Origin of the sequence: Actinoplanes sp. NPDC051859 (assembly GCF_044452725.1) — a bacterium.
Classification (GTDB): Bacteria; Actinomycetota; Actinomycetes; order Mycobacteriales; family Micromonosporaceae; genus Actinoplanes.
In genome coordinates, this window is sequence record NZ_JBITBX010000017.1 from 49,136 (window position 1) to 63,318 (window position 14,183).

Genomic DNA, 14,183 nt, shown 5'->3' on the forward strand with positions numbered 1-14,183 from the left:
CGAAATTGGCTATCGTGTTGAGGTGATACTCAGTCGGCTGCTCTACGCCAGCGTGAAGAATCCCTTGCCGTCCGGTGAGATCTTCGACATTCATCTGCAGGCACAGCGGAACAACGCCCGCGACGGGCTGACCGGGGTTCTGCTGTTCAATCGCTCATATTTCGTGCAGCTGCTGGAAGGCGAGCGGGTGACGGTGACCGCCGCCTTCGCCCGGATCGCCGCCGACGAGCGGCATAAGGACGTGTGCCTGCTGCGCGTGGATGACATCACCGAACGCGACTATCCAGATTGGTCAATGGGACTTCTGGATGCGGCGTCACCGTCGGTCCAGGCAGTCTTGAAAGAAGCGTCGCCAGACAGAGAATTCACACCGGCGACGTTGGCCGGTGACACAGCACTCGCGATGATGCGCCGGCTCCAGTCGGTGCCGATGGCACGATAGACATCACGCTCTCCGTACGCGCTCGAACAAGCCCCGCAGTTCGGTGCCGCCGGCCTGTCGGCGAGACCGTTCGAGCAGCGCCAGAATGGTCTGCTCGAGCTCTGCCGACGTGCGGACGTGCTGCGGCGCGATGCGTTCGGCCGTGAGGAGTAACCGGATCGCCTCGCGGTCCTGACCGCCGACGCGGGCCAGCGCCCGAGCGGAGTCTGCGTAGTAGAAGACCTGACGGACACTCACCGGGATCGCCGTCGGATCGGTCCGCCGGGCGATCGCTACCACCGCAGCCGGATCGCCGTCGTCGACCTCGATGCTCATCCGCCAGATGTTCACATTGGTGGGGCCGAAGTACATGCTCATGGTGTCGGTCTCGCCGGTCCGCCGGGACAGCGCCGCTGCCTCGGTCAGCCAGTCCCGGCTGTCCTCCAGCCGCTGCCGGCGCTGGCTGGACAACGCGGCGACCAGGAACAGCGAGCCGAGCACCTCCGGTGCGCCCGGCAGGGCGAGATGGCGGCTCAGCTCATCGGTCGCCCGCTCGGCGATCGTCTGCCCCCGCTGGTACGACCCGCATGCCGTCGCGGCCCGGGCCAGCGCGTACGCGGCATGTCCCCGCAGGACCGGGTCGCCGGTGGCGTCCGCCGCGTCGCGACACCGCTCCGCGCTCAGCCAGGCATCCGCGGGCTGCCCCAGATTGCGCAGCACCGAAGAAGCGTCAGAGGTGGCCTCGCAGAGCAGCCGCAGCGCCTCGCGCTGATGCGGGCCGGCCGTCTCGGTGTGCAAGTCACGCAGCAGGTCAGGCAGCAGCCGTGCCGCACCGGCATAGTCACACGCCTGATGCAGCGCATCGATCAGGGTCACGCTCCGACGCAACTCGGCCAGCGGCGGTGCGGACCCGGCGGGCGGCTCAGTCAGGTCGATATCGATGAGCGCCCGGCGCAGGTCGAGCACACCGGCCCGTGCCGCCGCGGTGGTCCGGTCCGGAGCCGGCACCCCCGTGCCGGCCAACTCGTCCTGCGCACAGTCCAGCGCACCCGCGATGGCCGCCAGCATGAACCGGTTGTTCGCCGCCTGCAGCCCCCGTTCGATCCGGCTCCAGGTGGCGTGCGACACGCCGGCCCGGCTGGCGGCGTACCGGATACTCCAACCGCGCAGCAAGCGGCGCCCGCGAATCCGCTCGCCCACCGCCCGATCCGCGCTCCGTTGGATAGCCATGCGACCGACAGTAATGCCGGTGGAGGACCCACTGGTCCAACCCTGTACCAGCCCTCGGTGACCACTCGCGCGAGCAAGCGGATCTCCACTATGGTCGTGAGCTGCGGAAGCGACGGGACTCGCCGGACTCCTGAGCAGTGCCGGGCGTGATTTAACCGACCGCGGTGTGTGCCTTGTCGTCGACGGCCAGCGCGGCGATCAGGTCCTCGCGGGCGCGAGCCACCCGAGACCGGATGGTGCCGACCGGGCAGCCGCACGCCGCTGCGGCTTCGGCGTAGGAGAGGCCGGCGAGCTGGGTGAGCTGGAACGCCTCCCGCCGCTGCGGCTCGAGGCGCTGCAGAAGGTCGGTGAGGGCATGCTGCTCATCGAACCGGTGTCGCTCGCGCGGCCCCGAGAAGCGTGCACCGGGAAGAACGGCGTCCTGGTCTGCGGGCAGGGCGACCAGGCGGGGTCGGCACATCGCCGTCCGGACCTGGTCGGCGGCGACCCGGCGAGCGATCGCGAACAACCAGGTGCGTACGGAAGCACGCCCGGCGAAGGAGGGCAGCGCGCGGATGGCCCGCAGGTAGGTCTCCTGGGTGAGGTCCGCGACGTCCGCGGGTGCGCACAGCCGGGTGAGGAAGCGGGTGACGTCCTGCTGAGTGGCGCGGACCAGGCGGGTCAGGGCGTCCTGATCGCCGCGTGCGCCCGCAGCGGCGAGCGCGGTGAGGGTGTCGGGCGAGGCGGGGTGCTGGTCCGGCATGGCTTCGACGATCCGCGAGCCGGCTCGATTCCGGGTCGATCCGGGGTCGAGGCGAGCTCCGTCGGTGTGCGCCTCGTGTCCAGGCGGACCAGCCGTCGTACGCGGGCTAGGCTCGGCTGGTATGACGACTCTCGGTGTGGTCTTTCGCCCGCAGAACCCGCCCGAACGCCTCCGATCCGTCGCCCGTGCCGCCGATGAGGCCGGCCTTGACCAGCTGTGGCTCTGGGAGGACTGCTTCCTCGAGAGTGGGATCGCCACCGCCGCCGCGGCTCTCGCCTGGACTGACCGGCTGGCCGTGGGGATCGGCCTGCTCCCGGTGCCGTTCCGCAACGCCGCGGTGCTCGGCATGGAGGCCGCCACGCTGCACCGGCTCTTCCCCGGCCGGGCCATCCTGACCCTCGGCCACGGCGTCCAGGATTGGATGGGCCAGGTCGGCGCCCGGGTCGCCTCCCCTCTGACCCTGCTGCGCGAACACATCGAGGCGTTGCGGTCGCTGCTTGCCGGCGAAACAGTGACCACCGCGGGTCGGTATGTTCAGCTCGACAGGGTCAAACTGGACTATCCGCCGGCGACGACGACCCCGATCTATGCGGGTGCGACCGGACCGAAAACGCGTGCGCTTGCCTGTGAAGTGGCCGACGGAATCCTGCTGACCGCCGGCACGACCACCGACGAGGTGGCGGCCGCCAGGCCGTTGGCTCAAGCCATCACGGTCTACGTGTATGCGGCGACCGGGCCGGACGCCGCAGCCCGCATGGCCCGAGAGCTCGAGTTCTGGGGTGAATCGCACAAGGTTGGTGTCACGGCTGTCGGCACCGCCGCCGATATCGCCGACGTCGTGCAGCGCTACCGAGCCGCCGGGGCCGACGCGGTGATTCTGCAACCCACTGCCGACGAACCCGACCTTGAAGCTTTCGTACGGTTCACCGCGCAGGAAGTTGGCCCGTTGGTGCGCTGACCTCGGGGCGGGACGCCTGCCACATGTCTCGGGTCAGCTCGTACTCGACCTCGCCCTGTTCCGAGCCCGGCAGCGGTTCCTCCCACCGCGGGTGGAAGGTGCGCACGTAGCGCATGCCGAGCGCCTGCATGACACCGCGCGAACCCGCGTTGACCGCCATGGTCTGGGCGATGACCCGCTCCTGCCCGATCGTGTCGAAGGCGTGGCGCAGCAGCGCGGTGGACGCCTCGCTGGCCAGGCCGAGCCGCCAGAACCGGCGGACGAGACGGTAGCCGAGGTCGCAGATGGCCGGGTCGCGGGGCTGGTCCGGGCCATGGGCGGGCGGCAACATCAACAGGCCCACGAATTCGCCCGCCTGCTCGTCGTCCGGGGCGTGAGACCCCCGTCGGCCGCCCGCCGTGCCGAAGGCGATCCAATAGCCGAGCCCGTCCGCTGCGCGGCCGAGCGCCATCCGTTCGGTGTGCGACTCGGCTACCTCGGCGCGGGAGCGGGCGCGGCCGTAGAGGAAGCGGAGCACTTCGGGGTCAGCGTCGAGGTCGACTTCCAGGTCGAGGTGACGGTCTGCCAGGGGGACGAGCAGCAGGCGATCTGTACGAAGCACAGGTTGCGGCACGATCAGCACCGTCGCATGCGGCACCTGGGGCGTGCCACCGATTTCGGATGAGCCCGTCAGTTGTCGGACTCCGCGCCGGACAGCGCGGGCGAGGCACTGGGCGCGCCGACACTGCCGCTGGCGGAGCCGCGAACCGGATCGTTCAGGACGCTGTGCAGGGTGGCCACGGGGGCGGGCCGGTGGAAGTGGTAGCCCTGGGCGAAGTCGCAGCCCAGCGCCTGCAAGCGGTGCGCTTGCGTGCCGGTCTCGACGGCCTCGGCGATGGTGCGCAGGCCGAGGCTCGTGGCTAGCTGCACGATGGCGCGGATGAAGGCGATGTCGCGGGGATTGCCGGTCTCCAGCTGCCCGGTGGTGAAGGAGCCGTCCATCTTGAGGATGTCGACCGGCAGCTGGCGCAGGTAGGACAGCGACGAGTAGCCCGTGCCGAAGTCGTCGATGGCGATGCGGATCCCGCGTTCGCGCAGACTTTCCAGCTGCGCGATGACGGTGGCGGCGTCGGCAACGGTGGTGACCAGCACCGTTTCGGTGATCTCCACGATCAGTGCCGCGCCCGGCAGGCCCGACTCAGCCACCAGCTCGAGAACCCGGCTGGCGAACGCCGGGTCGCGCAACTGCTGGGCGGAGACATTCACCGTGCAGGGCACGCCGTGCTGGGCGTACCAGCCGGCCAGGTCGGCGCAGACCTGCCGCAACACCCAGTCGCCGATGCCGACGATGGCGCCGCTCTGCTCGGCCAGGGGAATGAACCGGGCCGGGGAGACGAAGCTGCCGTCCGGGCGGATCCAGCGCAGCAATGCTTCGGTGGCGGCGACCCGGCCGGTCGTCAGGTCGACGATCGGCTGGTAGTACATGGTGAACTCGCCGGCGGCCAGCGCGTGCCGCAGCTCGGCGACCATGCGGGTGTTCTCCAGCCGGTCCGCGTGCAGCGCTGCGTCGTAGACGACGATCTGGTTGCCGCCGGTGGCGCGGGCCGCGTCCAGCGCCACATCGGCCTCACGCAGAACATCGCCGGCGTTGATCCGGCCGTGCCACGCGCGCATGCCGATGCTGGCGGTGAGGTGACCTTCCCCGCCGGGCACCGGGTACGGCGCACCGAGCGACTGCTGGGTACGTTCGGCGAGCTGCATGCCCCCGGCGGCGTCGGCGTGCAGCAGGACGGCGAACTCGTCGCCGCCCAGGCGCATCACCTGCGCTGAGCCGGTGCTGGCGCGCAGTCGGTTGGCGGCCTCGCGCAGAATGTCGTCGCCGGCCTGGTGGCCGAAGCTGTCATTGAGGGCGCGGAAGCCGTCCAGGTCGATCAGCAGCAGGGCGGCGGCATCGGCGTGCCGGCCCGTCTCGAGCCGTTCCCGCAGCAGCGTCATGGTGCCCAGTCCGGTCAGCGGGTCCTGGCGGACGCGCCGGCCGAGCAGGGTCGCCACCAGGCTCAGCCGGATCACCAGCAACGTGGCGATGCCGGAGAGCAGGATGACCGGCATGGCGATGTGCAGGAAGGAGACACTGTCGTGGTGGCGCAACTCCGCGGTGAGCGTGTACGCGGCCAGCGCCCCACAGGTGACGACCAGCAACACGTACAGGGCGAGCCGTACCGGCGACACCGAGGCTGGTTTTGCCGGCACCTGCCCGGCGGTGCGCGCCATCGACGGGTGCAACGCGCCGGCGCCGACCAGCACCAGCGCCGTGGTCCAGCCGAGCATCGAGACCGTGGACATGCCCGAGCCGCCGCCGTCGGCGCGTTCGATCCAGCGCACCATGCCGGCCAGGACCACACCGACGGAGCCGGCGGACAGCAGGGCGTAGGCGCGCGTACGGATGCGGCTGACCAGTGCGACCCGGACCGTGAGCACCAGCACCACAAGGTCGCCCAGGGTCAGCGCCAGTGAGCTGACCAGGTCCCAGCCGCGGTAGTAGCCGGCGAAGAGCAGCGGTTCGATGATGAGGGCCCACCACCACATCGCTGCGCCCAATGCCACGATGGCGACGTCGACCGAGGCGGCGCGACGCAGTCCTTGGCGCACCCAGCAGGCCATGCCGAGCGCGAGGAGCGGCCCGCGCAGGTGTGACAGCAGCAACGCCGCCCACTCCAGGCGCCCGGTGCCGCCGTCCAGCACGTGCAGGAGATTGCCGAGCAGAGCGGCGCCGACCGCACCGGCGGTGAGATACCACGGCAGCGGCCAGCGCGGCCGGTGCCAGCGGATACCCACCAGCATTGCCGTCACCGACGCCAGCGCCAGGGGTGTCAGTACGGCGTACACGGCCGGACCGGTCAGCGGCAGCATGGTGAGGCTGCCCAGGGCGCCGCCGGCCAGGAACCAGCGGTGCGCCGGCCAGCGTGGGCGCGACAGCTTGCGCCGAGACGGGCCGGGAGTGTCCACGTTTCCTGTGTACCGGTCCGCGGTGGTGCGGTCGGTTGCCGGAGGGAAGCCGTTGCGGTGCAGGAGTCGTCCGAGCAGTTTGGTCATGACAGGCCTCGCGAGCCCGACCCCTTGGCCCGGTACATCGCCTCGTCGGCGGCGCGCAGCAGCGCTTCGGCGTCGTAGCCGACCTCGTCGGTGAGCGCGACTCCGAAGCTGGAGCCCGCGACGAGGCGGGTGCCGCCGATGTCGAAGGGCGGGGCGAGTGTCTGGGCCAGGTGCCGTGTCACGGCCCGCGCCTCCCGCGGCCCCGGCAGCTCTTCGCAGAGCACGACGAACTCGTCACCGCCCAGCCGGGCCAGCAGGTCAGCAGGCCGGATCGCCCCGGCCAGCCGCTGCGCCACCCCGATCAGCAGGGCGTCGCCGACGTCATGGCCGTACGTGTCGTTGACCGCCTTGAACTTGTCCAGGTCGGCGAAGATCACTCCCACCGAGCCGCCGGTGCTTTGCGCGTGGGCGACCGCCTGCTCGAGCCGCTCCATGAAGAGCGCACGGTTCGCCAGCCGCGTCAGCGGGTCACGGTTCGCCTGGTCACTGACCCGCTCGAACAGCAGCGCCTTGGATATGACGAGGGCGGCCAGGTCGGCGAGGTGCCGCAGCAGGGCATCGGCTTCGCTATCGACCGGCGGGGCGCCGCGGACCGCCAGGAGCCCCAGTTCTTTGCCGCCGGCGCTGAGCCTGAGCACCCGTACCCCCGGGGTTGCCGGGTCGAGACCGGTGAGCCCCGTACCGGCGATTGCGGCCACCGGGAACTCTGCCCCGCGCTGCAGGTAGACGGCGGTGCCCTCGACCGGCACCTCGGCGGTGACGATCCGCGCGATGGCCGGCACCACCTCGGTCAGGTCGAGCATGCCGACCAGCTGAGCGGTCAGCTCGTGCAGCCGATGCAGCTGCTGCAGCTGGGCGTGGGTACGACGTTGCAGCCGCCCGTTCTCCACGGCGAGGGCGACCCGCGTGGCGACGGCCCGCAGCTCGAGCGCGTCGGCGCTGTCGAACGGCGCTTCGGTGCGGCGGATGAGGAGCATGTAGCCCAGAGTTTCGTCGCCGGTGGCGAGCCGCGCCCAGACGACGTGGCGCGGATCGTAGGCGGCCAGCCAGGACGGCACCGGGACGCGGTCCACGGCGCCGGCAATCAGCGGTGCGGCTCCGGTGGTGGCCGGCATGCCGGGTGGGAGTTCGGCCGCGTCGGCGGTGAGGTCGTGCGCCGGAACACCCCAGGAACCGGCCAGCTCGGTGCGACCGTCGCGAACCAGCCAGAACAGGGCGATGTCGGCGGCGAACAGCTCGGCCACCTCGCCGGCGGCCCGGGCGAAGATGTCATCGACGTCGGTGAGCTGCCCGAGCACGCTGACCACCTGGGCGAGGCGGGTGGCGCGGGAGAGTGCCCGCGCCGACGTGGTCTGTGACGCGGTGATCTGGGCGCGCAGCCGTTGTACCTCCGTGCGGAGCTGATCCAGTTCCAGGCTGTCGGTGCCCAGGACGGCATCCGGGATCGTGTCGGTCATCAGAACGCCAGCACCGCGACGGTGGCGTTGTGGAATCCGCTCGAACCGGTGACCCGGGCGAATTCCCCGTACGTGAAGAAGCCGCCGGCCGGCGCCCCGGCCAGGGCCGCCGACACCGCCTTCGCCTCCGTGGTCACGCGGTCGCCGAACAGCGCTGTTCGCGCTGTGCAGCTGAACACCAGCGCGCCGCGCGGCGGCCCGCTGAGCTGGGCGACGGCCGCGGCCGTCGCTTGCCGGGCGGCGTCGATGAGCTCGTCGAACCCGCTCTCCATGATCTGGACGACCGAGTAGTCGCTGACGTAGCCGAACATCACCAGACCACCCTCGGGCGTGCAGTCGAGGATGTGCCGGACGTCGAAGCGCCCGGACGCGTTCGGCAATCCCAACGGTCGGTCCATGACGAGCCCGCCGAAGGCCATTCCGGCCTGGTCCCGGGGGTCGCAGCCGCGCATTTCCAGGTAGGCCTCGCGGGCCGGCCGTCCGTCGATCTCATGGATGATGTTGCCCTCGGCCCGGGTGACGATCATGGTCTCGCCGGTGGGGCGCCAGCCATGCTCGGTGGCGACTCCCACCGGGTCGGGCGAGTTGAACCAGACGGCGACGACGCCGTTGCGCAGCACCCGGCCCTCGGCGAACTGATAGGTCTGCTCCATCCGGAGCGGCTCGGCAGCCGCACCACCGACGATCGGCACGAGGGCGCCAGCGACCGCGTACGCGCCGCGCAGCACCTCGCGTTGATCACCGGCGAGGCCGTCAGAAAGCACCATCAGGACCGAATGCGGGTGTGCGGTGCCTGCCTGCGCACGGGCTGCCTCGGCGGCGCGGCGGCAGGCACCAGCGATGTCAGCGCCCAACGGCTCCTCGGCTGCGACCCCGATCGAGGCACCCTGCGCCGGCACATAGGTGGCGACGCAACCCGACCGCACGTGGCCGGCGGTGGTGAACGACGCGTACGACGAACAACCCACCACCGTCGCCGCACCCGCGGCCGCTTGTGCCGCAGAGAGCACGGCGTGCGGGTCCTGGTCAAAGGTGGGGAAGACGACCACGAGGTCACCTGCGGCCGGCACCCGTCCGCCCAGGGCCGCCGTGACGGCCTCGGCCGCAGCCGTTGCCGCGTCGTCGGCAAGACTCTGCCCCGTCCCGAGGGGAGACACCCCGGCCCCGATCACGTTCATCACCGGCTCCGTCACGACGACAGGTCGACCTTCTGACACCCCATCGGCAGGCCGGCAGCCAGGCTGAGCGACTCTCGTTAGGGTCATGCCATGGGTGCTGAGGGGCTGGGCTGGGTGTCGGCGCGGGAGGCCGCCGCTGAGCGGGAAGCGGGAACGTCGTTCGACCTGTCCGACTGCGTCCGCGAGCCGATTCACCGCCTGGGCGGCGTGCAGTCGTACGGCGCGCTGGTGGCGGTGCAGGAGGAGCGCATCGCCGTCGTGAGCGCCAATGCGGAAGCCGTTCTCGGCGTGGCCGACCTGCCCGGAGCGCCGGTGGAGCGCTTGTTGACCGCTGCTCAGGCGGCGGCGCTGGACCAACTGGTCGATGCCGACACGGGGCAGACGGCGATGCTGCCGGTCGAGATCGCCGCCGATGCGGGGCCACGGCCATTCGATGTGACGGTGCACCGGGCCGACGGCATGCTGGTGCTGGAGTTCGAGCCGGCGCCGGTGAAGCAGACAGTGACCGACTTCTTCGCACCGATCCAACACGCACTCGTCCGGCTGCAGCGTGCGTCGACCGTGCTGGAAGCCTGTGCCGCGGCGGTGCGGGAAGTTCGGGCGATCACCGGCTACGACCGGGTGGTCGCGTACCGGTTCGAATCGACGGACGGGCCCGGCGAGGTGATCGCCGAAGAGGTGGCCGCCGATCGGGAACCGTGGCTGGGTCTCTGGTTCCCGGCGACGGACATTCCGCCGCAGGCGCGCCGGTTGTACGAGCGCAACTGGATCCGGGTCATCGCGGACGTGGATGACGAGACGTCTCGGCTCGTGCCCGAGGTGTTGCCCGAAACTGGCGAGCCGCTGGACCTGTCGCTGTCGGTGCTGCGGACGGTGTCGCCCTTTCACCTCGAATACCTGCGCAACATCGACGTGACCTCGTCGATGTCCGTCTCGCTGCTGTCGGACGGCCAGTTGTGGGGGCTGATCGCCTGCCACGGTCGGGCGGCGAAGGCATTGAGTCCGCAGACCCGGGCCGCCTGCGAGTTCTTCGGCGTCGCCTTGTCGCTGCATCTGGCCGCGCTGCGGGAGCGCGACGATGTCGCCGCCCGGGACCGGTCGCGGGCGTTGATCGCGCGCCTGCTCGAACGCCTCTCCGCGCAAGCGTCGATTTCCTGGCCGGACGTCCCGCAGGGGATGGAAGCGGTGGTCGAGTGCGACGCGGTCGTCGTGCGCATCGGCGGGACCTCGGTGGTGCACGGCGTCGATCCCGGCCCGGAAGTGCTGGATCGTGTGCTGGCCGCATTGCCGTGCGAGGGCGACGTGTGGCACAGCGATCGGCTGGGGGAGGACCTGCCGGAACTGGCGGGGCGCAGCGGCCCGTTCGCTGGTGCGCTGGTGCTGCCCGCCGGCACCGACGGCGACTGCATCGTGTGGCTGCGCGGGGAGCGTACGGTGTCCCGGCGCTGGGCTGCCGATCCGCGCCAGGCCGTCGTCCTGGGCCCGCACGGCCAGCGGTTGACGCCGCGCGGTTCCACCGCCGTCTTCCTGGCGTCGGTGCGGGGCCGGAGCCAGCCCTGGTCGGCAACGGATGCGGCGATGGCCGTGGAGCTGGGTCGGGCGATCCTCGGCATCGCGGTGCGGCAGGCGCAGCAGCTGACCGCGCTCAACCTCGAGCTGCGCCGGAGCAACATCGACCTGGATTCGTTCGCGCATGCGGCGGCCCACGACCTGAAGGAGCCGCTGCGCGGGATCGCCAACACGGCGACGTTCATCGTCGAGGACGCCGCTGCGGAGATGGACGCGGTCACCCTGCGTCGGCTGGATTCCATTCAGCGGCTGGCGACCCGGATGGACGAGCTGCTCAACGCATTGCTGTATTACGCCCGGCTGGGGCGTACGGAGCTGCGGCGGGAGCCGGTCAACCTGCGTGCCGCGGTGCAGCGGGCGCTCGAGGTGGCGGGTCCGCGGTTGCGGGAGTCGGAAGTGTCTGTCGACCTGCCCGCTCCGGCGGTGCTGGTGTCGGCCGATCCGATCCTCTTCGACCAGGTGCTTGTCAACCTGCTGGTGAACTCGGCGAAGTATGCCCGCCCGGGCGGTGGTGGCCGGGTCGTTGTCGGCCGGTCGGTGGTGGCCGACCCGTCAGGTGCGCACTGCGAAGCCGTTTTCGTCCAGGACGACGGGATCGGCATGCCCGCACACCTGCGGGAGCAGGCCTTCCAGCTGTTCCGGCGGCTGCACCCGGTGGCGGGTCGCGACGGGTCGGGTGCGGGCCTCGCGATTGTGCGGCGGATCGTGGAACGGCACGGCGGTCAGGTGTGGGCCGCGGAGTCGGCGGGCGGCGGCACGACCGTCTGGGCGACCTTCGGCACGGACGGTCGGGACAACCAGTAGTCGAGCGTCTGACTGAGCACGCTCTGGAACAGCGAGAAATTGATGGGTTTGTAGATGTAGCTGTCGGCACCGGCCTGGTAGCAGGCTTCGGCTTCGGCCTGGTTCTCCGAGGAGGTGAAGACGACCAGGGTGAGGTCGCCGAGGTCGGCGTGTGCCCGTACCTGCCGGATGACCTCCAGGCCGCCCTCGCCCGGCATGTTGAGGTCGAGCAGGACGAGGCGGGGCCGCTCGGCGTCCGGAGCGGTGAGCCGGGGCAGGACCTGGGAGCCGGAGTGCAGGAATTCGAGCCGCAGCTGCGGGTGGGAGCGGCTGATCGCGCGGTGGACCGCTTCGACGTCCTCGTCGGAGTCTTCGACGACCAGGATGAGGTGCTCGGTCGGTGCGGTCACGGGGTCACTCCCTTGCGCGGATCGCCAGGACGGCGATGTCGTCGGCTCCACCGGTGCCGTGCGCGGCCGACGCCTGGCTCAGCTCGTCGACCAGCGTGTCGACCGGCACCTCGTGGAGTGCCTCCAATGCTTTCCCCAGTTGCTCGGCTTCGAACATGCGGCCGTCGGCGTCGCGGCTCTCGGTGAGCCCGTCGGTGAACATCAGCAGTGTGTCGCCCAGCGTCAACACCAGGTCGGACCGGCCGAATTTCGGTGCGGCGAGCACCCCGAGCGGCACGCCTCCGCCGCGCCCCGGGCGGGCCCCGGCGCTCCGGCTCTGCAGGATCGGGACGGGGTGACCCGCCGATGTCCACTCCACGGCGAGCCCTTCGGCGGTGAACCGGCAGAGAGCGATCGCCGCGGTGACGAACCGCCACGAACCGTCGAGGCGGAGCCGGGCATTGAGCGCAGTGAGCGCCTGGACCGGTGACAGGCCTTCCTGGAGCAGGGCGGCCAGAGTGTGCCGGGACATTCCAGTCAGCGCCGCAGCGTCGACCCCGCGCCCACACACGTCGCCGATCAGGGCGGCCAGGGAACCGTCGGGCCGGATCACCACGTCGTAGAAATCACCGCCGACCTCGAGGACCCGGTCACCGACCCGGTAGGACGCTGCCAAGGACACGCCGTCGACCTGGGGCAATGTGGACGGGAGCAGGTGCTGCTGCATGGTGACCACCTCGCGGCGGCGCTGTTCATACAGCGTGCCGTTGTCGATAGCCAGTGCAGCCCGGGCGGCGAGGTCGCGCCGGAAGGTGGCGGGTGGAATCTGCTCGTCGCTGCGGTCGAACAGCAGGACCATCACCCCGATGACCCGACCTCGCGCCCGCAGCACTTCGAGCGTGACGACTCGGGTCGCCAGGACCGTCGCGTCGGCGTCGTCCGCCCGCGCCGGCGCACCGCTGACTGCCTGAGCCACCAGAAGATCCAGGCGCCTGACCACCCCCTGGTCGGCCAGCAAGCCGGACAATCGGCGCATGTCCACGTGTACGGAGCTCTGCATGCGTAACACACCGTCGTCGTACGCGTAGACGAGGCAACCTTCGGCGATGGCCGGAACCGCCATCCGCGGCACCCGGTACATCGTCTGGGTGGTGTCGAGCACCGCGTCCATCTGGAGCGACGCCTCCGCCAGTAATGCGTCGCGGACCTGCTGCTGATGCGCGGTACGGGTGGCGGCGAGCCGGTGCACGGCTGCCCGGGTGACCTCGATGACCTGGACCAGGCACGTGGACACGAAGGCCACGTCGGCGTGGTTGTCGACGGCTACCAGGAAAATTCCGTGCGGCTCACGTCCGGCGTCGAGCCGGGCCACGAGCACCTGCGTGACACCTTCCGCCCGGAGCTGCTCGGCACCGGCGCCGGTGGGTTCGACGACCCGGACGGCGTCCTCCGTCGTCGGCGCGGCGAGGTGCTCCGCAAGGGTCCGGAATTGCCCTTCCAGGGGTAGTCCCGCCCAGCGATGGAGGGCGACGCTCCCGTCTGCCGCATACCGGATGCCCCAGGCGGCGTGGACGCCGGGAAGAGCTTGCAGCGCGGGAAGTACCAGTGCGGCCAGGTCCTCGCGGGATTCGATCTCCGCGACGGCTCGCCACAGGTGGTGCAGCGTGCCTGCCCACCGTGCTTCAGCCCCCTTCAAGCCACCACCTCCGCGACGAATTATCGCCCAGATGCTTGTCCTATGGCAAAGATCTGGCCGCGGCAACGCCGCACGCCCGGTACAAGAGTTTCGCACCGGGCGTGCCTGCACTGCAGGTGATGCGCTAGACCGCGACCGCAAGTCGCCGGCGCTCCGCTGCCGCGGCGATGAAGTAGCCCGCGGCGCCGGCCAGGGCGAGCAGGGCGTACATCCCGGTCAGGCCGAGGAAGGCCGCGGCTCCGCCGACGAGGGCGAGGTAGACGCCGAGGGCGTACTGATGCAGATCCCGGCCGATCGTGCCGCCCAGCAGGTAGAGCAGGCCGACGACAAGCGCCGATCCCGTGGGCCACAGCACCGTGCCGACGTGGTGCTCCGCGAGGAAGCCCTCGAGGGAGGTGATGAGCAGGAACAGGGCGGTGAAGCCCACGACCCAGCCGGCACCGGACAGGGTGCCCTGCAGAGCGGCGGTTCCCTCGACGCCACGCTGCGCTTTCATGATCGAGACGCAGGTGACGCCGAGGGCCGCGGCGATGCCGACCGCCAGCAGGATGCCGGGCAGCTGGCCGGGCAGGTCGGTTATCGGATCGCTGCCCGCATCGAGGGCGAGGGCGCCGTACCCCATGAGCCACGCGAGCCCAAACGACGTGTAGCTCGGCCGGTTGTCCGTACGGATGCTCATGCTGTGTTC

General features: G+C 70.7%; 12 protein-coding genes. 3 read left to right on the plus strand and 9 right to left on the minus strand.

Annotated features, from left to right (window positions below):
• Positions 1–22: 22 nt before the first annotated feature.
• Positions 23–442 (plus strand): BLUF domain-containing protein, encoded by a 420-nt coding sequence (locus ACIA1L_RS30170; protein ID WP_396076410.1) that lies wholly within the window; start codon positions 23–25, stop codon positions 440–442.
• A 3-nt stretch (positions 443–445) separates the two neighbouring features.
• Here the strand turns inward: ACIA1L_RS30170 and ACIA1L_RS30175 are convergent, their stop codons facing one another.
• Positions 446–1,651, minus strand: a complete 1,206-nt coding sequence (locus ACIA1L_RS30175) for a helix-turn-helix domain-containing protein (RefSeq protein ID WP_396076411.1) — start codon at positions 1,649–1,651, stop codon at positions 446–448.
• Positions 1,652–1,802: 151 nt separating this feature from the next.
• Positions 1,803–2,393 carry a sigma-70 family RNA polymerase sigma factor gene (locus ACIA1L_RS30180; RefSeq protein WP_396076412.1) on the minus strand — a complete coding sequence of 197 codons (591 nt, stop codon included), beginning with the start codon at positions 2,391–2,393 and terminating at the stop codon, positions 1,803–1,805.
• A 121-nt stretch (positions 2,394–2,514) separates the two neighbouring features.
• Here ACIA1L_RS30180 and ACIA1L_RS30185 point away from each other — a divergent pair, with 121 nt between their 5' ends.
• Positions 2,515–3,351, plus strand: coding sequence for an LLM class flavin-dependent oxidoreductase (locus tag ACIA1L_RS30185; RefSeq protein WP_396076413.1), 837 nt, complete (start codon positions 2,515–2,517; stop codon positions 3,349–3,351).
• Here the strand turns inward: ACIA1L_RS30185 and ACIA1L_RS30190 are convergent.
• The 4 genes from ACIA1L_RS30190 to ACIA1L_RS30205 are packed head-to-tail and all read right to left on the minus strand — an operon-like array spanning position 3,317 to position 9,058.
• Positions 3,317–3,964 carry a GNAT family N-acetyltransferase gene (locus tag ACIA1L_RS30190; protein WP_396076415.1) on the minus strand — a complete coding sequence of 216 codons (648 nt, stop codon included), beginning with the start codon at positions 3,962–3,964 and terminating at the stop codon, positions 3,317–3,319. The two genes, ACIA1L_RS30185 and ACIA1L_RS30190, sit on opposite strands and share 35 nt — an antisense overlap.
• Positions 3,965–4,020: 56 nt before the next feature.
• Positions 4,021–6,423, minus strand: a complete 2,403-nt coding sequence (locus ACIA1L_RS30195) for a putative bifunctional diguanylate cyclase/phosphodiesterase (RefSeq protein ID WP_396076416.1) — start codon at positions 6,421–6,423, stop codon at positions 4,021–4,023.
• Complete coding sequence (locus ACIA1L_RS30200; protein ID WP_396076417.1) at positions 6,420–7,880, minus strand: diguanylate cyclase domain-containing protein; 1,461 nt, start codon at positions 7,878–7,880, stop codon at positions 6,420–6,422. Before ACIA1L_RS30200 ends, ACIA1L_RS30195 begins: the two co-directional genes overlap by 4 nt.
• The gene (locus tag ACIA1L_RS30205) at positions 7,880–9,058 is read right to left on the minus strand and encodes an FIST signal transduction protein (protein WP_396076418.1); all 1,179 of its coding nucleotides are present in this window, start codon (positions 9,056–9,058) and stop codon (positions 7,880–7,882) included. The genes ACIA1L_RS30200 and ACIA1L_RS30205 overlap by 1 nt, the downstream gene beginning before the upstream one ends.
• A 90-nt stretch (positions 9,059–9,148) precedes the next feature.
• On the opposite strand from ACIA1L_RS30205, the gene ACIA1L_RS30210 reads away from it, so the two are divergent.
• Positions 9,149–11,431, plus strand: coding sequence for an ATP-binding protein (locus ACIA1L_RS30210; RefSeq protein WP_396076419.1), 2,283 nt, complete (start codon positions 9,149–9,151; stop codon positions 11,429–11,431).
• Here the strand turns inward: ACIA1L_RS30210 and ACIA1L_RS30215 are convergent.
• The 3 genes from ACIA1L_RS30215 to ACIA1L_RS30225 form a co-directional block, all read right to left on the minus strand.
• On the minus strand, positions 11,350–11,820 hold the full coding sequence (locus ACIA1L_RS30215; RefSeq protein WP_396076420.1) for a response regulator: 471 nt from the start codon (positions 11,818–11,820) through the stop codon (positions 11,350–11,352). The genes ACIA1L_RS30210 and ACIA1L_RS30215 overlap by 82 nt on opposite strands.
• Positions 11,821–11,824: 4 nt before the next feature.
• The gene (locus tag ACIA1L_RS30220) at positions 11,825–13,495 is read right to left on the minus strand and encodes a PP2C family protein-serine/threonine phosphatase (protein WP_396076421.1); all 1,671 of its coding nucleotides are present in this window, start codon (positions 13,493–13,495) and stop codon (positions 11,825–11,827) included.
• Between the two features lie 124 nt (positions 13,496–13,619).
• A complete protein-coding gene (locus ACIA1L_RS30225; RefSeq protein ID WP_396076422.1) occupies positions 13,620–14,174 on the minus strand; it encodes an ABC transporter permease in 555 nt (184 codons plus the stop codon).
• Positions 14,175–14,183: the final 9 nt, after the last annotated feature.